Origin of the sequence: Pantoea sp. BJFS-204, assembly GCF_049310725.1 — a bacterium.
GTDB classification, from domain to species: Bacteria; Pseudomonadota; Gammaproteobacteria; order Enterobacterales; family Enterobacteriaceae; genus Pantoea; species Pantoea agglomerans.
The window spans coordinates 903716-927605 of record NZ_JBMOWE010000001.1; the positions used below are offsets into that span (position 1 = coordinate 903716).

Here is a 23890-nt window from a genome sequence, read left to right on the forward strand (position 1 = left end):
GGAAAGCGCATCAGCAAACAGACCACTTTTTGGGGTCAATCTCCCTGGTAACAGGCCAGGGAGCCCGTAGACGGGGGACGCCGGGGCAGAGCATCGCCACGGTGACGATAATAAAACTGGAGTGTAATAATGAACAACATCACGAAAAAAAGCCTGATTGCAGCGGGCGTTTTCGCCGCAGTGAGTGCCCTGGCAGGGAATGCGGCTTTCGCAGCAACGGTGCCTGCGGGCGTTGAGCTGGCCGCAAAACAGGAGCTGGTTCGCGGCAATGGCGATGAAGTGCAGTCGCTCGATCCGCACAAAATTGAAGGTGTGCCGGAAGACAACGTAGCGCGTGATCTTTACGAAGGTCTGCTGGTCAATGACAGCAACGGTAAACCGATCCCGGCCGTAGCGGAAAGTTATGAAAATAAAGATTTCAAAGTGTGGACTTTCCACCTGCGCAAAAATGCCAAATGGTCCAATGGCGAGCCGGTCACCGCGCAGGACTTCGTCTACAGCTGGGAGCGTCTGGTCGATCCTAAAACCGCGTCACCTTACGCCAGCTATCCGCAATATGGTCATATCCTGAACGTCGATGACATCATCGCCGGTAAAAAGCCCATTACCGATCTGGGCGTCAAAGCCATTGATGATCACACGCTGGAAGTCACCCTGAGTGAGCCGGTTCCCTATTTTGATAAGCTGCTGATTAACTCCGTCATGTCACCGGTTTACAAACCGGCGATTGAGAAATTTGGCGATCAGTGGACGCAGCCGCAGAACTGGGTCGGCAACGGTGCCTTTAAGCTTGAAGCGCACGTGATTAACGAACGTATCACCCTGGTGCGTAACCCGAACTACTGGGACAATGAGCATACGGTGCTGAACAAAGTCACCTTCCTGCCGATCAGTTCAGAAGTCAGTGACGTTAACCGCTACTTCTCCGAGAACGGCAGCGACATGACCTATAACAACCTGCCGATTGAGCTGTTTAAAAAGCTGCAACGTGACAACGGTAAAGAGCTGCACGTCGATCCATATCTCTGCACCTATTATTACGAAATCAACAACCAGAAAGCGCCATTCACCGATCCGCGCGTGCGCGCTGCCCTGAAGCTGGGCCTGGATCGTGACATCATGGTGAATAAAGTGCTGGCGCAGGGCCAGAAACCTGCCTATAGCTACACGCCACCAGCGACCGACGGCATGGACATTCTGCCGCCAGACTGGTTCAAATGGTCACAGGACAAGCGTAATGCCGAGGCGAAAAAGCTGCTGGCAGAAGCGGGCTACACCGCCGACAAACCGCTGACCTTTAACCTGCTCTATAACACCTCCGATCTGCACAAGAAGCTGGCAATTGCCGCCTCGTCGATCTGGAAGAAAAATATCGGCGTGAACATCAAGCTGGAAAACCAGGAGTGGAAAACCTTCCTGGATACCCGTCATCAGGGTAACTACGATGTTTCCCGTGCGGCATGGTGTGCGGACTACAATGAACCGACTTCCTTCCTGAACACCATGCTGTCCAACAGCAGCAGTAACACCTCGCACTATAAGAGCGATGCGTTTGACAAAGTGATTCGCGACGCGATTAAGGCCCCGGATGCTAAAGCCCGTGCAGCTGACTATCAGCAGGCCGAGCAGATCATGGATAAAGACAGCACCATCGTCCCGGTTTACTACTACGTGAATACCCGTCTGGTGAAACCTTATGTCGGCGGTTATACCGGTAAAGATCCACTGGATAAAACCCTGGATAAAAACTTCTACATCATCAAACACTAATAGCATTCAGGCTATCAGCAGTGGCGGCGCCTCTGGCGCCGCCTTTTACTTTTTTCATATGTTGTGAAGCAACAGCCTGGTAGGTACGGCAATGTTAAAATTCATCCTGCGTCGCTTGCTTGAAGCGCTACCGACGCTGTTCGTCCTGATTACCATCTCCTTCTTTATGATGCGCCTGGCGCCCGGCAGCCCGTTTACCGGCGAGCGCACCCTGGCACCGGAAGTGATGGCCAACATTGAGGCGAAATATCACCTCAACGATCCTATCGGTAAGCAGTATGTCGATTACCTGGTGCAGCTGGCGCACGGTGACTTCGGCCCATCCTTTAAATACAAAGATTATTCGGTCAACTACCTGGTCGCGCATGCGTTCCCGGTCTCGGCCAAACTTGGGCTGGCCGCGTTTCTGCTGGCGGTGATACTTGGCGTCACGGCCGGAGTTATCGCTGCGCTCAAACAGAACAGCTTGTGGGATTTTGCGGTGATGGGGGTGGCAATGACCGGCGTGGTGATACCCAGTTTCGTGGTCGCGCCGTTGCTGGTTCTGCTGTTCGCCATCACTCTGAAGTGGCTGCCGGGCGGCGGCTGGAATGGCGGGCAGTGGAACTACATGCTGCTGCCGATGGTGGCGCTGTCGCTGGCTTACATCGCCAGTATCGCGCGTATCACCCGTGGATCGATGATTGAAGTGATGCACTCCAACTTTATCCGCACCGCGCGCGCCAAAGGCTTACCGCTGCGCCGCATTGTAATGCGTCATGCACTGAAACCGGCGTTGCTGCCGGTGATCTCCTACATGGGACCGGCATTTGTCGGCATCATCACCGGGTCGATGGTGATTGAGTCGATCTACGGTCTGCCGGGCATCGGTCAGCTGTTTGTGAACGGCGCCCTGAACCGTGACTACTCACTGGTGATGAGCCTGACCATTCTGGTGGGTTTGCTGACCATCGTATTCAACGCGATTGTTGACGTGCTCTATGCCGTTATCGATCCCAAAATTCGTTACTGATTGCGGAGTTCGCCATGATGTTAAGTAAGAAAAACAGCGAAGCTCTTGATGCGTTCAGTGAGAAGCTGGAAGTAGAAGGGCGTAGTCTCTGGCAGGACGCGCGTCGTCGTTTTATTCATAACCGCGCTGCCTCCATCAGCCTGCTGGTGCTGTTCCTGATCACCCTGTTCGTGATCTTTGCGCCGATGCTGGCGCAGTTCACTTACGACGATACCGACTGGGCTATGATGTCCTCGCCGCCCGATACCACCTCTGGTCACTGGTTCGGCACTGATTCTTCGGGTCGTGACCTGCTGGTACGTGTGGCTATCGGTGGCCGGATCTCGCTGATGGTGGGCGTGGCTTCTGCGCTGATCGCGGTGATTGTCGGGACGCTCTATGGCTCGATTGCTGGCTATCTCGGCGGCAAAACAGACTCGGTGATGATGCGTATTCTGGAAATCCTTAACTCCTTCCCGTTTATGTTCTTCGTGATCCTGCTGGTGACCTTCTTTGGTCGCAATATCCTGCTGATTTTTGCCGCCATCGGCATGGTTTCGTGGCTCGATATGGCGCGTATTGTGCGCGGCCAGACGCTGAGCCTGAAGCGCAAAGAGTTTATCGAAGCGGCCCATGTGGGTGGGGTATCGACCTGGAAAATCGTGGTGCGCCACATCGTGCCGAACGTGCTGGGCGTGGTAGTGGTTTACGCCTCGCTGCTGGTGCCGAGCATGATCCTGTTTGAATCCTTCCTGAGCTTCCTGGGACTGGGTACGCAGGAGCCGCTGAGCAGCTGGGGCGCACTCCTCAGCGACGGGGCAAACTCGATGGAAGTGTCGCCGTGGCTGCTGCTCTATCCGGCAGGCTTCCTGGTGGTCACGCTGTTCTGTTTCAACTTTATCGGCGATGGCCTGCGTGATGCCCTCGACCCGAAAGATCGTTAAGGAGTTTCCCGATGACTATTCATGAATTCCAGCCAGCAATGGCGGCCCGCGCGGGAAGCGAACAGCTACTTACGGTCAAAGATTTACGCGTTACCTTTGGCACGCACGATGGTGATGTTACCGCCGTTAACGACCTGAACTTCTCGCTGCGCGCCGGTGAGACGCTGGGCATTGTCGGTGAGTCCGGTTCCGGCAAGTCACAAACCGCCTTTGCCCTGATGGGGCTGCTGGCGAAAAATGGCCGCATTGGCGGTTCGGCGATGTTCAATGGCAAAGAGATCCTGAATCTGCCCGAGAACAAGCTCAATAAACTGCGCGCCGAACAGATTGCGATGATTTTCCAGGACCCGATGACCTCGCTGAACCCCTATATGCGGGTGGGCGAGCAGCTGATGGAAGTGCTTAAGCTGCATAAAGGGATGAACAACGCGCAGGCGTTTGAAGAGTCGGTGAGAATGCTGGATGCGGTGAAAATGCCGGAAGCGCGCAAGCGGATGAAGATGTATCCGCATGAGTTCTCCGGCGGTATGCGTCAGCGCGTCATGATCGCCATGGCGCTGCTGTGCCGTCCCAAACTGCTGATTGCCGACGAGCCGACCACTGCGCTGGATGTTACCGTCCAGGCGCAGATTATGACGCTGCTCAACGACCTCAAGCGCGAGTTCAACACCGCCATTATCATGATCACCCACGATCTGGGTGTGGTGGCAGGGATCTGCGACAAAGTGCTGGTGATGTATGCCGGACGCACCATGGAGTATGGCCGTGCCCGCGATGTCTTTTATCAGCCGTCACATCCTTACTCGATTGGTCTGCTTAATGCGGTGCCGCGTCTGGATGCGGAAGGGGAAAGCCTGACGACGATTCCGGGTAATCCACCCAACCTGCTGCGTCTGCCGCAGGGCTGCCCCTTCCAGCCGCGTTGCCCGCACGCTATGGATATCTGCACCCAGGCACCACCGCTGGAACCCTTTGGCGAAGGCCGTCTGCGCGCCTGCTTTAAGCCGGTGGAGGAGTTAGTATGAGCACCGTAGCTGAAAAAAGAGTGTTACTGGAAATCGCCGACCTCAAGGTGCATTTCGACATCAAAGATGGCAGGCAGTGGTTCTGGCAGCCATCAAAAACCCTGAAAGCAGTCGATGGTGTCAGCCTGCGTCTGTATGAGGGGGAAACCCTGGGCGTGGTAGGCGAGTCTGGCTGTGGTAAATCGACCCTGGCGCGCGCCATTATCGGGCTGGTGAAGGCGACCGAAGGTCGGGTCGCCTGGTTAGGCCGTGATCTGCTGGGGCAAAGTGAAGAGGAGTGGCGCAAGGCGCGAAGCGATATCCAGATGATATTCCAGGATCCGCTGGCGTCGCTGAACCCGCGTATGACCATCGGCGATATTATCGCAGAGCCACTGCGTACCTATCATCCAAAAATGGCGCGTCAGGAAGTGAAAGACCGCGTTAAAAATATGATGATGAAGGTGGGGCTGCTGCCTAACCTGATTAACCGCTATCCGCACGAGTTCTCGGGCGGTCAGTGTCAGCGTATCGGTATCGCCCGCGCGCTGATTCTGGAGCCAAAGCTGATTATCTGTGATGAGCCGGTCTCCGCACTGGACGTCTCAATTCAGGCCCAGGTGGTTAACCTGTTGCAGCAGCTGCAGCGCGAAATGGGCTTATCACTGATCTTCATTGCGCACGATCTGGCGGTGGTGAAACATATCTCTGACCGGGTGCTGGTAATGTATCTGGGGCATGCGGTGGAGCTGGGTACCTACAAAGAGGTCTACAGCAATCCTCAGCATCCTTATACCCGTGCGCTGATGTCCGCGGTGCCGATTCCCGATCCGGACAAGGAGAAGAACAAGCAGATTCAGCTGCTGGAAGGGGAGCTGCCGTCGCCGATCAATCCGCCATCAGGCTGCGTGTTCCGCACCCGTTGTCCGATTGCCGGTCCGGAGTGTGCGAAAACCCGGCCGCTGCTGGAAGGCAGCTTCAATCACGCGGTCTCCTGTCTGAAAGTCGACCCGCTATAATGCAAAACGCCGGGCAATCGCCCGGCGTTTTCTTATCAAATCTGACGCTTACTCACGCCACAGGATATGACAAAGCTTGTGGTCTTTCTCGCGGCACAGCAGCACGCGAGCAAAGACGTCGGTGATCGGTTCACCGTCCGCTTCACCCAGCCCAATCACCACCTCGGCGAAGAAGTCCGGGTTCAGGTCGAAATCGACATGATCTTTCCAGTCTTCAGAGGGATCGAACAGCTCTGCGCCACCGCGCTCTTCGAACTGCAGATTGAAGAGAATGACGTCTGCCGGATCAAGATTGTCGACTGCCAGTTCGAGAAAAATATCGTAGGCTTGTTCCAGCGTTTCATCTTCGGTAAGGCGATTATTTAAATCCATAGTCTGTCCTGTCGGCCTGCGGCCATTTACACAATCTGGCTCGTTTTACAGTAAAGGACTGAAGAAGTAAAACAGTCGTTCGACGATGCGTTGCCACCAGGCACGTTTTGCCCAGCGCTTGCCATCCAGCAGGCGGGAACGGGCGATATAGTCATCCTGCACACAGGCGAGATCGCTGCCAAAACCCGCATCATCAACCACCAGCGTCACTTCAAAATTCAGCCATAAACTGCGCATATCGAGATTCACGGTTCCCACCAGGCTCAGTTGTCCGTCGACCAGCACGCTTTTGGTGTGCAGCAGGCCATCTTCAAACTGATAAATTTTCACGCCCGCTTCCAGCAACTCACTGAAGAAGGAGCGGCTGGCCCAGCCAACCAGCAGCGAGTCATTGTGACGAGGCACAATCACGCTGACATTGACGCCACGCTGCGCCGCCGTACAGATAGCATGCAGCAGATCGTCGCTCGGCACTAAGTAGGGCGTGGTCATGATCAACTGTTCACGTGCCGAATAGACCGCAGTCAGCAGCGCCTGATGGATCATATCTTCCGGGAAGCCGGGGCCGGAGGCGATCACCTGCACGGTGTGGCCGCTCTCCTGTTCAAACGGCATAATGTTGCGATCGGGCGGCGGTGGTAAAATGCGTTTGCCGGTCTCTATCTCCCAGTCGCAGCTGAAAACAATCCCCATCGCGGTGGCAACCGGGCCTTCCATTCGCGCCATCAGGTCAATCCACTGACCGACACCCGCGCTCTGTTTGAAGAAGCGCGGATCGACCAGGTTCATGCTGCCGGTATAAGCGATGTAGTTATCAATGAGTACGATTTTGCGGTGCTGACGCAGATCCATCCGTCGCAGGAAGACGCGCAGCAGGCTGACCTGCAACGCTTCCACCACATCGATTCCGGCATTGCGCATCATGCCGACCCAGGGGCTGCGGAAAAAGGTAACACTGCCCGCAGAGTCGAGCAGCAGACGGCAATGAACGCCACGGCGTGATGCCGCCATCAGCGATTCCGCCACTTCATCCGCCAGACCGCCGGGATGCCATATATAGAACACCATCTCAATGTTGTGGCGGGCCAGCTGGATATCACGAATCAGCGCCTGCATCACGTCGTCGGCGCTGGTGAGCAGCTGCAACTGGTTGCCCTTAACCCCGGCGATGCCCTGACGATGGTAGCAAAGCTCAAACAGCGAACGCGCAACGTCGCTGTGTTCGGTGGCAAAAATTTCACGGCACTGCTTAAGGTCAGTAAGCCAGCGGGCAGTGGATGGCCACATGGTGCGGGCGCGCTCCGCACGACGTTTACCCAGATGGAGTTCGCCAAAAGAGAGATAAGCGATAATCCCGACCAGCGGCAGAATATAGATAACCAGTAGCCAGGCCATCGCGGATGTCACTGCCCGTCGCTTCATCAACACGCGCAGCGTAACCCCGGCGATCAGCAGCCAGTAACCAAACACCAGCAACCAGCTGATCAGGGTATAAAAAGTGGTCATAAAGTGGACATCCCGTTCGCGCTTTCGTCCGGCAAGTTTACGTGCAGATGACGGCTAACGGAACCCTTTATCCCGGACATCCTCGATGAAGGATCCGATTTGGCATTACCGCAGAGATCTCTATAATGCCCTCGCGTATATCTCGTGTGTATGACGTCAGAGAGGAAGTGATGAAACGAAGCAGAAATGAAGTGGCGCGCTGGAGAATGTTACGGCAGGTGCATCGCCGCCGCTCACGCTGGCTGGAAGGGCAGTCGCGGCGGTATAAGCGTATCCACTGCATTCGCCATCAGCTGGCACAACAGCAGCGTCGTTCGATTCTGTTTATTACGCAGATAATATAGCGAAAGCCCGGTGAATTCAGCCTGTCGGACAAAGCAGGCTATTCAGACTTCAAATCAGGCTTCAAAAAAAACCGATTCTGCCATCGCCCGTCGCGCTATCAGGTGCTCCTGATGCGACGCGCCACGATCGCTGACTTCGCGCATCAGACATTCCATTGAGCTGCCCAGCTCAGTCGGCCTGTGGTAACCCACACGATCGTACCATTCGTAAGACCACTGACGCGATTTACGCTGATAATAGACAGTGAGCCACACTGAGCAATTAGCAGGGTAACCACTCATTACTTCTATTTTGGGGTCAACAATAGAAAGGAGCCGGGATAACAGCGGGTCGAGCAATGTAAGGGACTGGCCAGAATAAGTTTTATGCATAATGTGCCCGCGACTGTGCTGTGCATCCATTCAGAAGTTCAACTCACAAGGGGTAAATGTAGACAGCTCTGCGAGATAATTCCTCTTTAATACTAAAAAAAGGACGGAAAGATCATTTTTTAATAGTAAAACAGGTCATGCAGGCGCGGACTAAAGAGGAAATATTAACAGGATAAAAACAGCAGGCTAAAAAGTTGTACAACTTTACAGTGTTGTAATGTGCTGTTATTTATGGGTTTGTTCTCATTAAAACAAAACGATCTGATTTTTTAAGCTAAATATCTGTACAGATAGCTCGTTGTTGTATAACTTTATCGCATCGGTTATTAATCTTAAATGAATCCTATGAGGGTCAACCATGCAGACTAACGTTCGTATTCCCGCTTCAGTCTCTGACATCTCCGCGTATTTACACAGCGCCGCGCAGCCCTCACAACAGGCCATTCTTGGCTCCGTCGTGACGGAAATTATCAGTTCGGGTCGTAGTCTGAATCGTAAAGCGATCTGCTCAAAACTGATTGGCCGTTTACAGCATGTCACCAGCCCGGAAGAAGAACAGCACTATCATGCGCTGATTGGCCTGATTCTGGATCGCGGTTAACTCATCGCTGAAAATAGCCAGTGGCGGGATATTAAAGAGAGCGTGTATTACTGAAAGACCAGGCCGGTGTACTGCCGGTTTATTATCAATGTCGTTCAGAACAACGCTTTAATTTATTAAGATCAATTGGTCGCTGCGTTTATTCGCGAGGCAGAATATTCAGACCGGCCGGTTGCTGCGACAGAGAGTGATGTGCTGCTCTGTCGCAATGAAACCTCAGGTCTGATTAACCAGCGAGACGTTGTGTCGTCATCATCAGCGTGACGTTCACCAGCTGCAGTGCCGCCGCCAGCACGATCAGCATGACAATCCACTGCATTTTATTACGCCAGCCCTGAGTTCGCCAGAGATAAACCGCGCTTCCGATCAGTAAAGCGATAATGGCCAATAGCCCCAGAATGATTATCTGCATCTTTCCTCTCTTGAACGATCAAAATAAAAATGGCTTCTGTGCCTGGCACAGAAGCCATTTTCAATGCTGAGTCACGATCAGAAGACGCGTTTAAACGGCTTAACCGAAACCTGCTTATAGACGCCCGCGGCGAAGTAGGGATCATCCTGTGCCCAGGATTGTGCTTCTTCTAATGACGGGAATTCAGCAATCACGGTTGAGCCGGTAAAGCCCGCTACACCAGGATCGTTGCTGTCGACAGCAGGCATCGGGCCTGCAATGATCAGGCGTCCCTCTTCCTGCAGCAGTTTGAGCCGTGCCAGATGGGCAGGGCGCACGGCGTTACGTTTTTCCAGTGAATCTGCAGTATCTTCTGCATAAATGACGTAAAGCACTAAGGAACTCCCATTAACCAGAATTTCGCAACACGTTAAGGGATTGCCCCTCAGAGTGCAAACGAAACCTCAGAGTGGTGAAAGGCTCAGCATAAAGGGCTAAAAAGCGCTTTTCTTCAGGCGGGATGGCGGGAGTTATTGAAACTGATTGCTATTTGCATTTAAAATCGCTGCTTCATTCAATCACTGCGACTGTTATGACCACGCTGACTATGCCATTACCTAAACGCACGCCTGTCTCCATGTTGTTGTCTGTTGCTTTGCATGGGGCCGTGATAGCCGGAATTCTGTATGCTTCATTCCAGCAGGTGATTGAGGTGCCCAAAGCGTCGCAGCCCATCAGCGTTACCATGGTTGCCCCTGAAGTTCAGCCTGAGCCTGCACCGGCCATCGTGGAGCCGCCTGCGCCACAGCCAGAACCTCAGCCAGAACCTGAACCGGTGCCGGAACCTCAGCCCGTGCCCGAACCGCCGAAAGCGGAGCCGGTGCCGATTCCCAAACCTGAGCCTAAGCCAAAGCCCAAACCGAAACCAGAGCACAAGCGGGAGGAGCCTAAACGCGAGGTGAAGCCGCGTCAGGAGAGCAAACCGCAGGCCGATCCGTTTAAGCAGGAAGCCCCGGCGACGCAGAACAAACCGACCACGGCGCCAAAATCTACGCCGTCACCCACCTCATCGGCCTCAACCGGCCCAAAAGCTCTTACCGTGAGTAAACCTGGTTATCCTCAGCGCGCGCTGGCATTGCGGATAGAAGGACGGGTGCGGGTGAAGTTTGATGTGGATAGTGACGGACGAGTGGATAACATTCAGATCCTCTCTGCTCAGCCGAGCAATATGTTTGAGCGGGGCGTTAAGCAGGCGATGAAAACCTGGCGCTATGAGAAAGGAAAGCCTGGGCAGGGTCTGACCATGAATATCGTGTTTAAGATTAATGGTGGGGCCAGCCTGGAATAAAGCGTCAGGTCAGGCTGAAACAGCCTGACCTGTTTTTCATTCGCCGGGTTGCTGGTTGGCGCGACCGGCTGGCAGAGGACGGGAATTACCCTCATTGTCGACCGCCACATAAATAAACACCGCTTCCGTCGCAATGTAAGTTTGTCCAATCGGCTCAGACGACACTTTTTTTATCCACACTTCCACATTAATCGTCATGGAACTGTTGCCGGTACGAAGACAGCTCGCATGGCAGCTCACCACATCGCCCACCGCGACGGGCTTCATAAATGACATGCCGTCGACGCGAACCGTCACCACGCGTCCTTCAGCGATCTCTTTCGCCAGGATAGCGCCACCCATATCCATCTGTGACATCAGCCAGCCACCAAAAATATCGCCGTTGGCGTTGGTATCTGCTGGCATGGCGAGCGTACGCAGCACCATTTCGCCTTTCGGCAATGTATGTTTTTCGCCCATTGCTTCCACTTCTATGCAGGTGAATGCTAAAAAAATGCCCGGCGGACCGGGCAGATGATTATTTTTGTTCCTGCTGCGGCATCTGTCGCCAGATGTAAAGCCCGCTGAGCAGGGTAAACAGTAAGGTCAGACCGGAGAGACCGAACACTTTAAAGTTAACCCAAAACGCCTGAGATAACCAAAAGGCGACATAGATGTTTACCAGGCCGCAGATAAAGAAGAACAGCGCCCAGGCAACGTTGAGCCGGCGCCAGACCGCGTCGGGCAGCTGCAGCTCTTTGCCCAGCATGCGCTGAATCAGCGTCTGCTCCATAAACCACTGGCTGTAGAGCAGGGCGGCGGCAAACAGGCTGTAGATAACCGTGACTTTCCACTTAATGAACTCATCGTTGTGGAACACCAGCGTCAGGGTGCCAAAAACCGCCACCAGCACAAAGGTGAAAATCGTCATCTTTTCCAGCTTGCGATAGAGCACCCAGCTGACAACCAGCGCCAGACCGGTCGCGACAATCAGCGCGCCCGAGGCGACAAAAATGTCATACAGCTTGTAGAAGATGAAAAAGACCACCAGGGGAAGAAAGTCGAGTAGCTGCTTCATAGTTTTTCCATTCAGAGTTGGCTGCAAATGTGCCCGAAGGCACATCGTCAATCAACGTAACAGCATATAGAGCCGATAAAGATAGATAATCAACATCGCCGAAACCACATTGCCTGCCGCGGTGAAAATCACCGACGAGACATTCAGCGGTAAAACCGTCAGCGAAGAGAAGAACAGCATCACCACCACTTTGGCCAGCAGCCAGAGCAGAATAGCGGGGGCAATCAGCTTCACATTCTTCCACGCCATCCGCATGCTGGCCCGCATGGCGGCAAAGACACCCATCTTCTCACTGGCCACCATCACCGGAGCCAGCGACAGCAGAATCGTCAGCAGAATGCCTGGCACCACCAGCACCATAAAGCCCAGTTGCGCCACCAGCGTCATCAGGAAGGTGAGCAGCAGCAGCTTTGGCAGCAGCGGCGCTGAAGCACCAATCGCCCGCAACGCACTGACACGCTGGCCGGAAGAGACCATCGGGATCAGATAGAGCATTCCGCCAAGCAGCAGCGTGTTCCCCATCAGCGCAGCGAAGGTGCTGGCCGCCGAGGCGCGCAGCAGCACCTGCTGCTGTTCCGGTGACATATTCTGCACCATCTCAAACAGCGAACCGGCGCTATCGTCACCCTGTTGCAGGAGGGCCATCTGATCGGCACCTGGCGTCAGCACATGCACCAGCATGACGGTGATAAAAGCGGCCAGCAGCGACATCAACAGCACCGTAGCCAGTTGATGGCGCGCGAAATTTCCTGTGTCACGGTATAACGAGCTTGCCGTGATAGACATGTACACTCCTTTGAGGAACCGGGTTAATTAACCCGGCGATTGTACATGTTCTGACAGCTCGCGGGCACCCGCTGCGGCATAACTTTCTGTCATGACAGGTAAAGATGGAGAAAAAAGGGCGGGAAGACCATACCGGGCGCGGGCGCGATCGCAGGCTTCATTGTGGATACCCGCTTCGCCCGACATCGAAAATTCCCGACAGGGCGTCGGACGTTGTTCGTAAATTCCGCAGGAGACACAGCCGCCAATGTCGCCTTCAAGGGCAACGCAGCGCGGCGCGCGATCGTTCGTTCCACGCATATTGCGCATTAACAGGCTGAGCGGTTCGGTTAATGCGGTCGGCACCGGGCCGCCTGCATCATCGGCTTCGGCCCAGTAAAATGAGACGCGGAAATGGGCGCAGCAGGCGCCACAGCTGACACAAGGGTTAGTTATTTCACTCATTTGATCACCCGCCCCTCCCAGGGCATCGAACCAAAATCACCAGAGAAGATAAGCAAAATAGGCCTGGCGAAATTATTCAGCAAGGGGAATTTTGCTGCGCCAGCCTGAGCCGAAATTGATCTAAATCAATTCATTGTTTTTTAAGTAATTTATCTGAAGGGTACAGAGTGCAATTTTCTGTAAATCACGTTAAATATTTGCCAGCAAAAAGCGATGACGTTCGCGACATTAACATTAAGCAAAGGAGTGATGATGAAACTGGCAAAATGCGCGATGCTGCTGGCTCTGGCTTTTCCGCAACTGTCGATGGCCCACGAAGCAGGCGACTTCTTTATGCGTGCCGGTAGTGCCACCGTCCGGCCCACCGAAGGTTCGGATAATGTGTTAGGGATGGGCGAGTTCAGCGCATCCAACGACACGCAGCTGGGCCTGACCTTTACTTACATGGCAACGGACAACATTGGTGTCGAATTACTGGCCGCCACACCGTTCCGTCACAAAGTGGGCCTGGGCCCGACCGGAACACTGGCAACGGTACGCCAGTTACCGCCTACGCTGATGGCGCAGTACTACTTCTTTGACAGCAAGAGCAAAGCGCGTCCTTACGTTGGCGTGGGTATCAACTACACCACCTTTTACGATGCCGATTTCAACCAGACGGGCCGCGATGCGGGCCTGACCGATCTCAGCGTGAAGGATTCCTGGGGTGTGGCGGGTCAGGTCGGTCTGGATTATCAGATTAACCGTGACTGGATGCTGAATGCGTCGGTGTGGTACATGGATATTGATACGGAAGTGAAGTTTAAAGCGGGTGGCGAGCAGCAGAATATCAATATGCGCATCGATCCCTGGGTCTTCTTCTTCGGAGCGGGTTACCGTTTCTGATGATAAAGATGATAAAAAGGCCGCTGAATCAGCGGCCTTTTTTGTCTGTTAAGACGTTATTTGATCTGCATATTGTTAACAACGGACTTCACGCCCGCCACGCTGCGCGTAACCTGAACGGCACGGTTAGCCATCTGTGGTGATGAAACAAAACCGCTCAGCTGAACTTTACCTTTAAAGGTTTCTACGTTGATTTCAGTTGATTTCAGCGAGTCATCTTTCAGCAGTTCACCTTTAACTTTTGTGGTCACCACAGTGTCATCAATATAGCCACCGGTTCCCTCTTTGGTTGCGGTTGGCGCACAGGCGCTCAGTGTCAGCGCAACCACGCCCGCCAGTACAGCACCTGTCAGCAGTTTAACGAATTTCATTGCTTTCTCTCCCTGTCACAAAATGGATGCGACGTTACCGTAACGGCGCATTGTCATTGTGGTGCAGATTTTGCAAAAAGGGCAAATGGGGGAATGAAAAAAAAGGAAACAAATCATGCCTTATCGCGCGATAAGGCATGCTGGCAGGATTAACGGCTGGCGGCTTTAAGACGGCTGACAAAGTTCTTCAGCTCGCTCAGCATCACCTCAGGCTCTGAATGATGTTTTTCGATGATTCTGACAATCGCAGAGCCGGAGATCGCGCCCGCAGCGCCCGCGGCGATCGCTTCCTTAACCTGTTCAGGCTCAGAGATACCAAAGCCCTGCAGCGGCGGGGCTGCATGGTATTCACGCAGCTTGTCGATCAGATGCTGCAACGGCAGGCTGGCGCGGTTTTCAGCACCGGTCACGCCCGCGCGCGACAGCAGGTAGGTGTAACCCCGTCCGTGTGAAGCGATCTCGCGCAGCAGCTCATCGCTGGCGTTAGGCGGACAGATGAAGATGGGTGCTATGCCATGACGCAGCGCCGCCTGACGGAAGGGCGCGGACTCTTCAACGGGCACATCCGCCACCAGCACCGAATCCACACCCGCCTCTGCACAACGGGCATAGAACTCATCCACACCGTTGGTGAAGACCAGATTGGCGTACATCAGCAATCCAATCGGCAGATCCGGATACTTACGGCGGATAGTGGCCAGCATTTCAAAGCATTGGCTGGTGTTGGTGCCCGCCGCAAAGGCGCGTAACGTCGCATTCTGGATGGTCGGGCCATCTGCAAGGGGATCGGAGAAGGGAATACCCAGCTCCAGTGCATCCGCGCCTCCTTCAACCAGGGCATCAATCACGCGCAGTGAAAGCTCCGGTGACGGATCGCCCAGCGTAACGAAAGGAACGAAAGCCCCTTCGTTATTCGCTGACAGACGCGTAAACAGTTGATTGTAACGTTCCATCAGATTTCTCCCTGCGCTGTCAAAATGTCATGAACGGTGAAAATATCTTTGTCGCCGCGGCCAGAGAGGTTGACCACAATCAATTGCTCTTTTTCCGGCTCAGCCTGAATCATCTTCATCGCGTGCGCCAGGGCGTGGGATGACTCCAGCGCCGGAATGATACCTTCATCGCGACAGAGCTGTTTAAAGGCGGCCAGCGCTTCGTTATCGGTGATGGAGACATATTCCGCACGACCGATGCTGTTCAGGTGCGCATGCTGCGGGCCTACCGACGGGAAGTCGAGGCCGGCAGAGATCGAGTAAGACTCCTCAATCTGGCCATCATGGGTCTGCATCATCGGCGATTTCATACCGAAGTAGATGCCGACGCGACCGTGCTTGAGCGGCGCGCCATGCTCGCCGGTCTCAATGCCGTGGCCCGCAGGCTCTACGCCGATCAGCTTCACGCTGGTCTCATCGATAAAGTCGGCAAACATGCCGATGGCGTTGGAGCCGCCGCCCACACAGGCGAGGATCGCATCGGGCAGACGACCCTCTCTTTCCAGAATCTGCTTTTTAGTCTCTTCGCCAATCATGCGCTGGAACTCACGCACAATCGTCGGGAAGGGATGCGGACCCGCTGCGGTGCCGAGCATATAGTGTGATGTCTCGTAGCTGCCAGACCAGTCGCGCAGTGCTTCATTACAGGCATCTTTCAGCGTGGCGGAGCCGCTGTGCACCGGGATCACTTCTGCGCCCATCAGACGCATACGGAAGACGTTGGGTGACTGACGCTCCACATCTTTTGCGCCCATATAGATGCGGCATTTCATGCCCAGCAGCGCACAGGCCAGCGCTGAAGCTACGCCGTGCTGACCCGCACCGGTTTCGGCAATGATTTCGTTTTTGCCCATGCGTTTGGCTAACAGCGCCTGACCCAGCACCTGGTTGGTCTTGTGCGCGCCACCGTGCAGCAGATCTTCACGCTTAAGATAGAGGCGGGTTTTGGTGCCTTTAGTCAGGTTTTTGCACAGCGTCAGGGCGGTAGGGCGACCCGCATAGTTCTTCAGCAGGTCGGTAAACTCGGCCTGAAACTCAGGATCTTTCTGGGCGTCGACAAACGCCTGTTCCAGCTGGCGCAGGGCTGGCATCAGGATTTGCGGAACATACATTCCGCCAAATTCGCCAAAGTAGGGATTAAGTAACGTCATTTTTTATCTTCCTTTCTCGGGCCCGCCGTTGAGCAGGCCAGGCAAATCAGTAGGCTCGCAGTGTCTGAAACACAGCGGCAATTTTACGGGCATCTTTGATGCCAGGCGCGCTTTCCACGCCAGAGTTGAAGTCCAGTCCGGCACAGCCGAGCTGCGCGGCTTCAACACAGTTATCCGCGCTCAGGCCACCGGCCAGCAGCACGTTGTTGAGCGTCTGCCCCTGCAACAGCGACCAGTCGAAACGCTGTCCGGTTCCGCCGTCGCCATTATCAAACACATAACGGTCAACATGAGGCCAGTCGCGCGCCGGTAAGGTGCCTTCAATGCGCAGCGCCTTCCAGATTTGAATCTCAGCTGGCAGAGCCGCACGCAGTTCAGCTACAAACTCCGGCGTCTCGTTACCATGCAGCTGCACCGCAGAGAGTGAAAGCGCACCGGCTTGCGTGACAATGTCACTTATAGCGGCATTGCGGAACACGCCGACGTAGCGCAGCGGCGCCGCAGCGATAACGGTCTGCGCCGTAGCGGTGTCAATCTGGCGTGGGGAACCTTCCGCGAAGATCAGACCACCATAGATTGCCCCGGCTTCATAGGCGGCGCGCGCATCTTCGGCACGGGTCAGGCCGCACACTTTATTGCTGCCCAGCGTGACCCGACGCACCGCTGCGGTCAGGTCGGCTTCTTCCATCAGTGCAGAACCAATCAGGAAGCCGTTGGCAAAGTGGCTCAGCTCGCGAATATCGGCATAGCTGTTAATGCCTGATTCGCTGATTACCGTGACGCCGTGTGACAGGCGCGGTGCCAGCTGACGCGTGCGGTTAAGATCGATAGAGAGGTCACGCAGATCGCGGTTGTTGATACCCACGACTTTGGCCTGCAGCGCGATAGCCCGCTCCAGTTCCTCTTCATTACTCACTTCAGTCAGAATGCCCATCTTCAGGCTGTGCGCCACGGCGGCCAACTGACGATACTGCTCATCATCCAGCACTGACAGCATCAGCAGAATCGCATCCGCCTGGTAGTAACGGGCCAGATAGATCTGATAAGGGTCGATGATAAAATCTTTGCACAGCACCGGCTGGGTGATGGCCGCGCTGACAATCGGCAGAAAGGCGAAGTCGCCCTGAAAATATTTCTCATCGGTCAGCACAGATACCGCGGAAGCGTAGTGGCGGTAGACCCCGGCAATGGCGGCTGGATCGAAATCCTCGCGAATAATGCCTTTCGAAGGAGAGGCCTTTTTACACTCCAGGATAAACGCGGTTCTTGCACCCTGCAGCGCGTCGTAGAAATGACGGCTGGCAGGTTCAATGCTGTTCTGAAAGGTTGAGAGAGGCTGCTGCTGCTGACGGGCTTCAACCCAAATCGCTTTGTCCTGAACAATTTTTTCTAACACGGTGCCTTTCATGATTATCCTCTTGCTGCCAGTGCGACAACACGCTCATAAGCCTGTCCGCTGCGGATGGCGTTAAGCGCCTGCTGTGCGTTTTCACGCAGATCTTCCTGACCGAATACTTTAAGCAACATCGCCACGTTGACGGCGACGGCCTCCTCATGGGCCTGCTGGCCATTACCCTGGAGTAAAGAGGTCAGAATGTCACGATTTTCTTCCGGCGTGCCGCCCGCCAGCGCCTCTTTGGGATGGAAGCCAAAACCAAAGTCCTCTGGCGAGAGCTGATAGCGCGTAATTTCACCTTCACGCAGTTCGGCCACATGGGTCACGTCGTGCAGCGCCACCTCATCCATTCCGCCACCGTGAACCACCGCCGCGCGCTGATAACCCAGCACTTTCAGCGTCTGGGCAATCGGCATCACCAGTTCCGGGCTGTAAACGCCAATCACTGCCAGTGGCGGGCGTGCCGGGTTGATCAGCGGGCCCAGCACGTTAAACAGCGTACGGGTCTTAAGCTGCTGGCGGACCGGCATCGCGTGGCGAAAACCGGTGTGATACTGCGGCGCAAACAGGAAGCAGACATTCAGATCGTCCAGCGCCTGGCGCGCCCGGTCAGCAGGCATATCGAGATTGATGCCAAATGCGGCCAGCAGATCGGAGGAGCCCGATTTGCTGGAGACGCTGCGGTTGCCGTGCTTCGCCACTTTCAGACCGCAGGTCGCAGCGACAAAGGCGCTGGCAGTCGAGATATTAATGCTGTTACTGCCATCGCCGCCGGTGCCCACAATGTCGGCAAACGCATAATCAGGGCGGGGAAAAGGTTTGGCATCTTCCAGCAGTGCGGTGGCGGCTCCGGCGATCTCTTCCGGCGTTTCACCGCGCACTTTCATGGCGATCAGCGCGGCAGCGAGCTGCGTTGGCTCCAGCTGTCCGGTAATGATGGCGCTGAACAGCTGATGACTCTCAGCCTGATTCAGCGTCTGCGCCTGGTAAAGTTTTTCCAGTGTCTGTTGCATGTTTATTCTCCCTGTTACTTCGCCAGCGCCCAGGCCAGCGTCTGCTCAAGCAGGCGCGCGCCCTGAGAAGTCAAAATCGATTCAGGATGGAACTGAAACCCGCATACGCGATCGGTTTCATGGCGAACGGCCATCACCATCCCGTTGTAACTGGCGTTCACCGTCAGCTCTTCCGGCGTGTTGCTGCCCACCAGCGAGTGATAGCGCGCCACCGGCAGCGGATTGCTCAGACCGGCAAACATCGCCTCGCCGTCATGGTCGATTGAAGAGGCTTTGCCGTGCAGGATCTCGCCTGCCTGGCCCACATGGCCGCCATAGGCTTCGACAATCGCCTGGTGACCCAGACAGATACCGATAATTGGCAGACGACCACGCAGCACCCGCAGCAGCTCCGGCATACAGCCAGCATCTTTTGGCGCGCCGGGACCTGGAGAGAGCATCAGCACCGGGTTCTCCATCCGCTGCAGCTGTTCAATAAGCAGTTCGGCGGGCAGGTTGTTGCGGTAAATCACCACGTTGTGACCAAAGGTCCGCAGCTGATCAACCAGGTTATAGGTAAAAGAGTCGATGTTATCGAGCAGCAGAATATCGGCCATCAGAAGATCTCCTTGCAGTGATGGGCAGTCGCGATAGCGCGCAGTACGGCGCGCGCTTTGTTGCGGCTTTCATCAGCTTCAGCCTGCGGATTAGAATCCAGCACCACACCAGCGCCCGCCTGAACGGTGGCGACGCCATCTTCTACATAGGCGGAGCGGATAACGATACAGGTATCGAGATCGCCCTGGGCGGTGAAGTAGCCCACCGCGCCGCCGTAGCTGCCGCGACGGGTGCGTTCAGCCCCGGCAATCAACTGCATGGCGCGAACTTTTGGTGCTCCGCTCAGCGTGCCCATGTTCATACAGGCACGATAAGCGTGCAGCACATCGAGATCCGCGCGCAGCGTACCCACCACGCGGGAAACCAGATGCATCACAAACGAGTAGCGGTCGACTTTGGTCAGGTCAGCCACGTAACGGCTGCCGGGCACGCAGATACGCGCCAGATCGTTACGCGCCAGATCCACCAGCATCAGATGCTCAGCCAGCTCTTTATGGTCGGTACGCATCTCCAGCTCAATGCGGCTGTCGAGATCGCGGTCCAGTGAGCCATCAGCATGGCGGCCACGCGGGCGGGTACCGGCAATCGGGTAGATCTCAATCTGACGGGAGGTGGCGTCATACTTCAGCGAACTCTCCGGCGACGCGCCAAACAATGAGAAATCCTGATCCTGCATGAAAAACATGTAGGGGCTGGGATTGCTGTTTTTCAGTGTCTCATAAGCAGCCAGCGGCGACGGGCACGGCAGCGAGAAGCGACGTGACGGCACGACCTGGAAAATTTCGCCGATGCGAACCGCCTGTTGAAGTGTGCGTACTACGTCGCAATACTCTTCATCACTCTGGCTGGTGGTCAGCGTCATCTGTTCTACCGGCTGGACCGGCAGAGCCGGTGCCGGTTGCAGCATCTGGCCGTGCAACTGCTCGATGCGGCGCTGCAGGCGCTGGAACTCGCTGGTGGATGGGCAGAACAGGCTGGCCTGCAGACGCGCACTGCGGGTCTGGTGATCGATCACCAGTAAGGTTTCTGCCAGGTAAAAACAGTAGTCGGGGCAGCGTTGCTGATTATCCAGCTCCGGCAGGGTTTCAAAACCGGCAACCAGATCATAAGCAAACAGGCCACCCAGCAGTACGGCTTCGCGCTCATCGGCAGGGGAGTTGACCAGTTGTGGAATCAGACGCAAAGCATCAAACACCGACAGGGCCTTGAGGCGGGAATCTTCATCCTGCTGATGGTCGGTGCTTTGCGGAAAAGTCAGCTCGCGTCCATCGGGACGAACCTGATTGCTGACCGACGCAGGCAGGGCCTCATCCAGCAGCGGCAGCAGGGCGCGGCCATTTTCTGACAACGCCTGAACGGTGACATTGTTGCCCATTGCGCTGACGCGCAGCGCGCTGTCGACAATCAGCAGGCTTTTTAAGTTGCGCTTGCTGTCGATGTCAGCGGATTCAAGCAGCAGGGTTGCCGGACGTGCGCCGCACAGCTGGTGAAACACTGCGGCCGGATCTTCGCGGTAGGGTGCGGTGCCGGTAATCAACTTCACTGTAGGTTTCGCATTTGGCATGATGATTTCTCTGAATTTCGCTCAAAAAAAAGCCCGCTCGGTGGCGGGCTCAGGTATTAGCACAGCGTTTACGCAAAGTGTGCACGACCCTGTCGCCCGTTTTCGGGAACATCGCGCCAACCGTTTAAATGCGTGATTACAACAGCCATGATTGAATACCCGTTACGTGTGAACTTGTGTACTAGTTAACGGGTTCAGAGCGGAAATGTCAATACACTTTTTCACTGACCGTGAAAATCGTTATCATGCTGGCCGGTTTAGTTTTTGCAGGAGTTCTCTTGAGCGATATCGCCCGTTTCCCGGTTTATGATTTACACAGCCACACGCGTGCCTCCGATGGCTTACTGACGCCAGCCGCCCTGGTGCAGCGAGCGGTTGAGATGCGCGTCGGCGTACTGGCGATCACCGATCACGACAGCGTTGCAGGGGTTGATGAAGCGCAGCAAACGGCAATCGATTACGATTTACCGATAAAAGTGCTGGCGGGCGCAGAAATCTCCACCCTGTGGGAAAACCATGAGATTCACATCGTGGGACTGAACATTGATATCCGCCATCCGGCGATGGTGGCATTTCTGGCCGGACAACATGCCTGTCGGCAAGCACGTGCAGAAGAGATTGGTGAGCGACTGGCGAAGGCACGTATCCCGGATGCGCTGGCGGGAGCCACGCAACTGGCTGATGGCGGCATCATTACCCGCGGTCACTTTGCCCGCTTCCTGATTGAGCAGGGTAAAGCAGAGAATATGGCGCAGGTGTTCAAAAATTATCTGGCGCGTGGCAAAACCGGTTACGTGCCGCCACAATGGTGTACAATTAAACAAGCTATTGATGCTATTCATCATTCTGGTGGCTGCGCCGTGCTGGCGCATCCTGGCCGTTACGGTTTATCGGCAAAGTGGCTCAAACGGCTCGTCGCCCATTTCCGCGAAGCGGGCGGCGATGCGATGGAAGTCGCGCAGTGCCAGCAGCCGCCTAATGAGCGCACGACGCTGGCGCAATACGCCAGAGATAATGAACTGGCCGCATCACAAGGTTCTGATTTTCATCAACCCTGTCCGTGGATTGAACTGGGCCGCAAACTCTGGCTGCCCGCGGCGGTTGAGCCGGTCTGGGAACGCTTCCCGGATCTGGCTCCCAGACTGGCAATCACGGAAAGGTGACACGAGGTTTCTATGAGTCAATTGTTTCATATTCATCCGGACAACCCACAGCCCCGCCTGATTAATCAGGCGGTTGACTACCTGAACAAAGGCAGCGTCATTGTTTATCCAACCGATTCCGGCTATGCGCTGGGCTGTCGGCTGGAGGAGAAGGGCGCGATGGAGCGTATCTGTCGTATCCGTCAGCTCGACGGGCACCACAACTTTACCCTGATGTGCCGGGATCTCTCTGAGCTGTCGGTCTATTCGCAGGTGGGCAACTCAGCGTTTCGCCTGCTGAAAAACAACACGCCAGGCAACTACACCTTTATTCTCAAGGCGACCAAAGAGGTGCCGCGCCGCCTGATGAATGAAAAACGTAAGACCATTGGTCTGCGCGTGCCCTCTAATCCCGTGGCGCTGGCGCTGCTGGAAGCACTGAATCAGCCGATGATGTCGACCTCATTAATTCTGCCGGGCAACGATTTCACCGAGTCCGATCCGGAAGAGATCCAGCACAGCATCGGCAAGCTGGTCGATCTGATTATCGACGGCGGCACGCTGGGCCAGCAGCCGACCACGGTGGTCGATCTGACCACCGATGCGCCGGAAATTGTGCGTGAAGGGGTGGGCGATACCCGCCCGTTCCTGTAAGCCCTCAGGCTCAGGCACCGCGTGTCGGTGTCTGGGCCAGATTCGACTCTAACCAGCTTTTGAACTGGCCGTAAGGAATATAAAGTGACACATCTTTAAGGATCACTTTGTTATTACGCCCATTTTTAATCGAGTCAGAATAGCCAACAATCACGCCGCCCAGCGTATCATCACGGTTATAAACGCCGCCGCCCGACATCCCCTGAACAACACCTGCATTGGAGGCCATGGCTATACAGGGACTTTTATTCCAGTTATTCCGAATAGCCGTACGCGCTAAATTAACTCCGGTCGATTCAACCGGCATCGCTGAAATAAAACTGTAGCCATACATTTTAACCGGATCGCCGATGTCGCTGCTGCGGAACTTAGTCAGCGTGCTGGCGTCATTCTTGTGATAAATAATCGCAAGGTCGCAATAAGGGTGATAAGACTTGACGCGCTGCACGGCAGTTTTGGCAACGTGCGCAGCTGTCAGGCTATATTCAGGCGTCAGAGGAATGCTGGTGCCCAGTGTGCCGAGACCGAGGATCGTCGGAATGCCAGTCACGCTCATATCTACGTGCTGCATCGCCGTACGACTGTACTCAGTGTGGCCCACAGAACACCCGCTCAGCACCAGTGCAGCAAGCACCGGGCACAGCAACAGGTTTTTCATGATGGGTTTCTTTATTCAGGCATGTCGGGAAATCCCTGGTGAAGATTTTTGACATGCAAGCAAGGTTCATCACTGAACCGTATTAACGCAACAACTCCGGATGCGCCGGTTTATTGGATTAATCTAAAAATACTATTTTTATAAACGAATAACAAAAGCCGGACTTCATTGTTGCAAGACCCCTCTGTCGTGAGTCCTGCTTTTTATTGTGCTACAGGAATAAAGTATATCAGCTTAATAGTGTCGTACAATTTATTAAAGCTAATAAGAATCAAATGTCCTTGAAAATAAGGCCTTAAATAAATCTGCGTTAGAAAAAGTCTGGGTTTTTTGTATTTACCGAGCGGTTATAATGGATTAAGTCATTAAAACAGTTGTTTGTGCTAACTTTAATGTTTTTTTAAGAAGAATAAAAGCAAGGGAAAACCAGCGAAAGTGTAAGATAGTGTTAAGGTTTTTATCACCAGAACATTACGTTGATGAAACTAAAGTGGTTAGAAAATTTAATTTTCATCAGC

26 protein-coding genes, 1 pseudogene and 1 other annotated feature are annotated in these 23890 nt (G+C 54.8%); of the genes and pseudogenes, 11 read left to right on the forward strand and 16 right to left on the reverse strand.

The genetic code is table 11. From position 1 onward, the window contains the following. Window positions 1-129 precede the first annotated feature (129 nt). From oppA to oppF, 5 genes are all read left to right on the forward strand, one after another. A complete protein-coding gene (oppA, locus tag ACO6VX_RS04080; protein ID WP_033757856.1) occupies window positions 130-1770 on the forward strand; it encodes an oligopeptide ABC transporter substrate-binding protein OppA in 1641 nt (546 codons plus the stop codon). A gap of 91 nt (window positions 1771-1861) precedes the next feature. After that, window positions 1862-2782, forward strand: coding sequence for an oligopeptide ABC transporter permease OppB (gene oppB, locus ACO6VX_RS04085; protein WP_422457735.1), 921 nt, complete (start codon window positions 1862-1864; stop codon window positions 2780-2782). Between the two features lie 14 nt (window positions 2783-2796). Then, complete coding sequence (gene oppC / locus ACO6VX_RS04090) at window positions 2797-3705, forward strand: oligopeptide ABC transporter permease OppC (protein ID WP_010244382.1); 909 nt, start codon at window positions 2797-2799, stop codon at window positions 3703-3705. Between the two features lie 11 nt (window positions 3706-3716). Next, complete coding sequence (locus tag ACO6VX_RS04095) at window positions 3717-4730, forward strand: ABC transporter ATP-binding protein (RefSeq protein WP_010244386.1); 1014 nt, start codon at window positions 3717-3719, stop codon at window positions 4728-4730. Beyond that, window positions 4727-5728, forward strand: a complete 1002-nt coding sequence (gene oppF / locus ACO6VX_RS04100; RefSeq protein WP_010244389.1) for a murein tripeptide/oligopeptide ABC transporter ATP binding protein OppF — start codon at window positions 4727-4729, stop codon at window positions 5726-5728. Before ACO6VX_RS04095 ends, oppF begins: the two co-directional genes overlap by 4 nt. A 48-nt stretch (window positions 5729-5776) precedes the next feature. Here oppF and ACO6VX_RS04105 read toward each other — a convergent pair whose 3' ends face one another. Both ACO6VX_RS04105 and cls read right to left on the reverse strand, forming a co-directional pair. Beyond that, on the reverse strand, window positions 5777-6100 hold the full coding sequence (locus tag ACO6VX_RS04105; protein WP_003853921.1) for an HI1450 family dsDNA-mimic protein: 324 nt from the start codon (window positions 6098-6100) through the stop codon (window positions 5777-5779). 45 nt (window positions 6101-6145) lie between these two features. Further along, entirely contained in the window at window positions 6146-7606 is a 1461-nt protein-coding gene (gene cls, locus ACO6VX_RS04110; protein ID WP_010244396.1) for a cardiolipin synthase, read from the reverse strand. A 170-nt stretch (window positions 7607-7776) separates the two neighbouring features. Here cls and ACO6VX_RS04115 point away from each other — a divergent pair, with 170 nt between their 5' ends. Beyond that, window positions 7777-7950 carry a YciY family protein gene (locus ACO6VX_RS04115; protein ID WP_003853917.1) on the forward strand — a complete coding sequence of 58 codons (174 nt, stop codon included), beginning with the start codon at window positions 7777-7779 and terminating at the stop codon, window positions 7948-7950. A gap of 54 nt (window positions 7951-8004) precedes the next feature. Here the strand turns inward: ACO6VX_RS04115 and ACO6VX_RS04120 are convergent, their stop codons facing one another. Further along, a complete protein-coding gene (locus tag ACO6VX_RS04120) occupies window positions 8005-8232 on the reverse strand; it encodes a hypothetical protein (protein ID WP_228312651.1) in 228 nt (75 codons plus the stop codon). A gap of 448 nt (window positions 8233-8680) precedes the next feature. On the opposite strand from ACO6VX_RS04120, the gene ycgZ reads away from it, so the two are divergent. Further along, window positions 8681-8923, forward strand: coding sequence for a regulatory protein YcgZ (gene ycgZ, locus ACO6VX_RS04125; protein WP_010244401.1), 243 nt, complete (start codon window positions 8681-8683; stop codon window positions 8921-8923). 226 nt (window positions 8924-9149) lie between these two features. Here the strand turns inward: ycgZ and ACO6VX_RS04130 are convergent, their stop codons facing one another. Continuing rightward, the gene (locus tag ACO6VX_RS04130; protein ID WP_284672204.1) at window positions 9150-9335 is read right to left on the reverse strand and encodes a hypothetical protein; all 186 of its coding nucleotides are present in this window, start codon (window positions 9333-9335) and stop codon (window positions 9150-9152) included. A gap of 77 nt (window positions 9336-9412) precedes the next feature. Continuing rightward, complete coding sequence (locus tag ACO6VX_RS04135) at window positions 9413-9709, reverse strand: YciI family protein (RefSeq protein ID WP_010244407.1); 297 nt, start codon at window positions 9707-9709, stop codon at window positions 9413-9415. A gap of 197 nt (window positions 9710-9906) precedes the next feature. Here ACO6VX_RS04135 and tonB point away from each other — a divergent pair, with 197 nt between their 5' ends. Beyond that, on the forward strand, window positions 9907-10662 hold the full coding sequence (gene tonB / locus ACO6VX_RS04140) for a TonB system transport protein TonB (protein WP_422457738.1): 756 nt from the start codon (window positions 9907-9909) through the stop codon (window positions 10660-10662). A 36-nt stretch (window positions 10663-10698) separates the two neighbouring features. On the opposite strand, the gene yciA is transcribed toward tonB, so the two are convergent. From yciA to ACO6VX_RS04160, 4 genes are read right to left on the reverse strand one after another with little or no spacing between them, the layout of a single operon-like run. Then, entirely contained in the window at window positions 10699-11121 is a 423-nt protein-coding gene (gene yciA, locus ACO6VX_RS04145) for an acyl-CoA thioester hydrolase YciA (RefSeq protein WP_010244413.1), read from the reverse strand. Window positions 11122-11179: 58 nt separating this feature from the next. Continuing rightward, on the reverse strand, window positions 11180-11719 hold the full coding sequence (locus ACO6VX_RS04150; protein WP_010244416.1) for a septation protein A: 540 nt from the start codon (window positions 11717-11719) through the stop codon (window positions 11180-11182). A gap of 51 nt (window positions 11720-11770) precedes the next feature. After that, the gene (locus tag ACO6VX_RS04155) at window positions 11771-12505 is read right to left on the reverse strand and encodes a YciC family protein (RefSeq protein ID WP_010244420.1); all 735 of its coding nucleotides are present in this window, start codon (window positions 12503-12505) and stop codon (window positions 11771-11773) included. Between the two features lie 27 nt (window positions 12506-12532). Further along, window positions 12533-12949, reverse strand: a complete 417-nt coding sequence (locus ACO6VX_RS04160) for a YkgJ family cysteine cluster protein (protein WP_010670256.1) — start codon at window positions 12947-12949, stop codon at window positions 12533-12535. Window positions 12950-13198: 249 nt separating this feature from the next. Between ACO6VX_RS04160 and ompW the strand changes: the two genes are divergently transcribed. After that, window positions 13199-13834 (forward strand): outer membrane protein OmpW, encoded by a 636-nt coding sequence (ompW, locus tag ACO6VX_RS04165; RefSeq protein WP_029519099.1) that lies wholly within the window; start codon window positions 13199-13201, stop codon window positions 13832-13834. A 56-nt stretch (window positions 13835-13890) separates the two neighbouring features. Here ompW and ACO6VX_RS04170 read toward each other — a convergent pair whose 3' ends face one another. From ACO6VX_RS04170 to ACO6VX_RS04195, 6 genes and pseudogenes are all read right to left on the reverse strand, one after another. Continuing rightward, a complete protein-coding gene (locus ACO6VX_RS04170; RefSeq protein ID WP_010244430.1) occupies window positions 13891-14205 on the reverse strand; it encodes a BON domain-containing protein in 315 nt (104 codons plus the stop codon). 149 nt (window positions 14206-14354) lie between these two features. Then, the gene (trpA, locus tag ACO6VX_RS04175; protein ID WP_010244433.1) at window positions 14355-15158 is read right to left on the reverse strand and encodes a tryptophan synthase subunit alpha; all 804 of its coding nucleotides are present in this window, start codon (window positions 15156-15158) and stop codon (window positions 14355-14357) included. Continuing rightward, window positions 15158-16348: a tryptophan synthase subunit beta gene (trpB, locus tag ACO6VX_RS04180; protein WP_010244436.1), complete on the reverse strand. Its 1191-nt coding sequence runs from the start codon at window positions 16346-16348 to the stop codon at window positions 15158-15160. Before trpB ends, trpA begins: the two co-directional genes overlap by 1 nt. A 46-nt stretch (window positions 16349-16394) precedes the next feature. Further along, window positions 16395-17756 (reverse strand): bifunctional indole-3-glycerol-phosphate synthase TrpC/phosphoribosylanthranilate isomerase TrpF, encoded by a 1362-nt coding sequence (trpCF, locus tag ACO6VX_RS04185; protein ID WP_182500072.1) that lies wholly within the window; start codon window positions 17754-17756, stop codon window positions 16395-16397. A 2-nt stretch (window positions 17757-17758) separates the two neighbouring features. After that, window positions 17759-19353: pseudogene (gene trpD, locus ACO6VX_RS04190) on the reverse strand (bifunctional anthranilate synthase glutamate amidotransferase component TrpG/anthranilate phosphoribosyltransferase TrpD). Then, window positions 19353-20918, reverse strand: a complete 1566-nt coding sequence (locus tag ACO6VX_RS04195) for an anthranilate synthase component 1 (protein WP_010670253.1) — start codon at window positions 20916-20918, stop codon at window positions 19353-19355. The pseudogene trpD and the gene ACO6VX_RS04195 overlap by 1 nt, the downstream one beginning before the upstream one ends. Before the next feature lie 23 nt (window positions 20919-20941). Further along, window positions 20942-21043, reverse strand: a sequence feature (Trp leader region). 153 nt (window positions 21044-21196) lie between these two features. On the opposite strand from ACO6VX_RS04195, the gene rnm reads away from it, so the two are divergent. After that, window positions 21197-22081 (forward strand): RNase RNM, encoded by an 885-nt coding sequence (gene rnm, locus ACO6VX_RS04200; protein ID WP_422457741.1) that lies wholly within the window; start codon window positions 21197-21199, stop codon window positions 22079-22081. 12 nt (window positions 22082-22093) lie between these two features. Next, a complete protein-coding gene (locus ACO6VX_RS04205; RefSeq protein ID WP_003853883.1) occupies window positions 22094-22714 on the forward strand; it encodes an L-threonylcarbamoyladenylate synthase in 621 nt (206 codons plus the stop codon). A 10-nt stretch (window positions 22715-22724) separates the two neighbouring features. Here the strand turns inward: ACO6VX_RS04205 and ACO6VX_RS04210 are convergent, their stop codons facing one another. Beyond that, window positions 22725-23372: a hypothetical protein gene (locus ACO6VX_RS04210; RefSeq protein WP_010244455.1), complete on the reverse strand. Its 648-nt coding sequence runs from the start codon at window positions 23370-23372 to the stop codon at window positions 22725-22727. Between the last annotated feature and the right edge of the window lie 518 nt (window positions 23373-23890).

Excerpts from the sequence above, each read along its gene's own strand:
- yciA (WP_010244413.1), bottom strand. The coding sequence starts at position 11,121 with ATGGGCGAAAAACATACATTGCCGAAAGGCGAAATGGTGCTGCGTACG.
- trpCF (WP_182500072.1), bottom strand. The coding sequence starts at position 17,756 with ATGAAAGGCACCGTGTTAGAAAAAATTGTTCAGGACAAAGCGATTTGG.
- ompW (WP_029519099.1), top strand. The coding sequence starts at position 13,199 with ATGATGAAACTGGCAAAATGCGCGATGCTGCTGGCTCTGGCTTTTCCG.
- ACO6VX_RS04115 (WP_003853917.1), top strand. The coding sequence starts at position 7,777 with ATGAAACGAAGCAGAAATGAAGTGGCGCGCTGGAGAATGTTACGGCAG.
- ACO6VX_RS04105 (WP_003853921.1), bottom strand. The coding sequence starts at position 6,100 with ATGGATTTAAATAATCGCCTTACCGAAGATGAAACGCTGGAACAAGCC.
- ACO6VX_RS04120 (WP_228312651.1), bottom strand. The coding sequence starts at position 8,232 with ATGAGTGGTTACCCTGCTAATTGCTCAGTGTGGCTCACTGTCTATTAT.
- ACO6VX_RS04095 (WP_010244386.1), top strand. The coding sequence starts at position 3,717 with ATGACTATTCATGAATTCCAGCCAGCAATGGCGGCCCGCGCGGGAAGC.
- trpA (WP_010244433.1), bottom strand. The coding sequence starts at position 15,158 with ATGGAACGTTACAATCAACTGTTTACGCGTCTGTCAGCGAATAACGAA.
- ycgZ (WP_010244401.1), top strand. The coding sequence starts at position 8,681 with ATGCAGACTAACGTTCGTATTCCCGCTTCAGTCTCTGACATCTCCGCG.
- trpB (WP_010244436.1), bottom strand. The coding sequence starts at position 16,348 with ATGACGTTACTTAATCCCTACTTTGGCGAATTTGGCGGAATGTATGTT.
- ACO6VX_RS04195 (WP_010670253.1), bottom strand. The coding sequence starts at position 20,918 with ATGCCAAATGCGAAACCTACAGTGAAGTTGATTACCGGCACCGCACCC.
- ACO6VX_RS04170 (WP_010244430.1), bottom strand. The coding sequence starts at position 14,205 with ATGAAATTCGTTAAACTGCTGACAGGTGCTGTACTGGCGGGCGTGGTT.
- cls (WP_010244396.1), bottom strand. The coding sequence starts at position 7,606 with ATGACCACTTTTTATACCCTGATCAGCTGGTTGCTGGTGTTTGGTTAC.
- oppC (WP_010244382.1), top strand. The coding sequence starts at position 2,797 with ATGATGTTAAGTAAGAAAAACAGCGAAGCTCTTGATGCGTTCAGTGAG.
- ACO6VX_RS04160 (WP_010670256.1), bottom strand. The coding sequence starts at position 12,949 with ATGAGTGAAATAACTAACCCTTGTGTCAGCTGTGGCGCCTGCTGCGCC.
- oppF (WP_010244389.1), top strand. The coding sequence starts at position 4,727 with ATGAGCACCGTAGCTGAAAAAAGAGTGTTACTGGAAATCGCCGACCTC.
- oppB (WP_422457735.1), top strand. The coding sequence starts at position 1,862 with ATGTTAAAATTCATCCTGCGTCGCTTGCTTGAAGCGCTACCGACGCTG.
- ACO6VX_RS04150 (WP_010244416.1), bottom strand. The coding sequence starts at position 11,719 with ATGAAGCAGCTACTCGACTTTCTTCCCCTGGTGGTCTTTTTCATCTTC.
- oppA (WP_033757856.1), top strand. The coding sequence starts at position 130 with ATGAACAACATCACGAAAAAAAGCCTGATTGCAGCGGGCGTTTTCGCC.
- ACO6VX_RS04210 (WP_010244455.1), bottom strand. The coding sequence starts at position 23,372 with ATGAAAAACCTGTTGCTGTGCCCGGTGCTTGCTGCACTGGTGCTGAGC.
- ACO6VX_RS04205 (WP_003853883.1), top strand. The coding sequence starts at position 22,094 with ATGAGTCAATTGTTTCATATTCATCCGGACAACCCACAGCCCCGCCTG.
- tonB (WP_422457738.1), top strand. The coding sequence starts at position 9,907 with ATGACCACGCTGACTATGCCATTACCTAAACGCACGCCTGTCTCCATG.
- ACO6VX_RS04155 (WP_010244420.1), bottom strand. The coding sequence starts at position 12,505 with ATGTCTATCACGGCAAGCTCGTTATACCGTGACACAGGAAATTTCGCG.
- ACO6VX_RS04130 (WP_284672204.1), bottom strand. The coding sequence starts at position 9,335 with ATGCAGATAATCATTCTGGGGCTATTGGCCATTATCGCTTTACTGATC.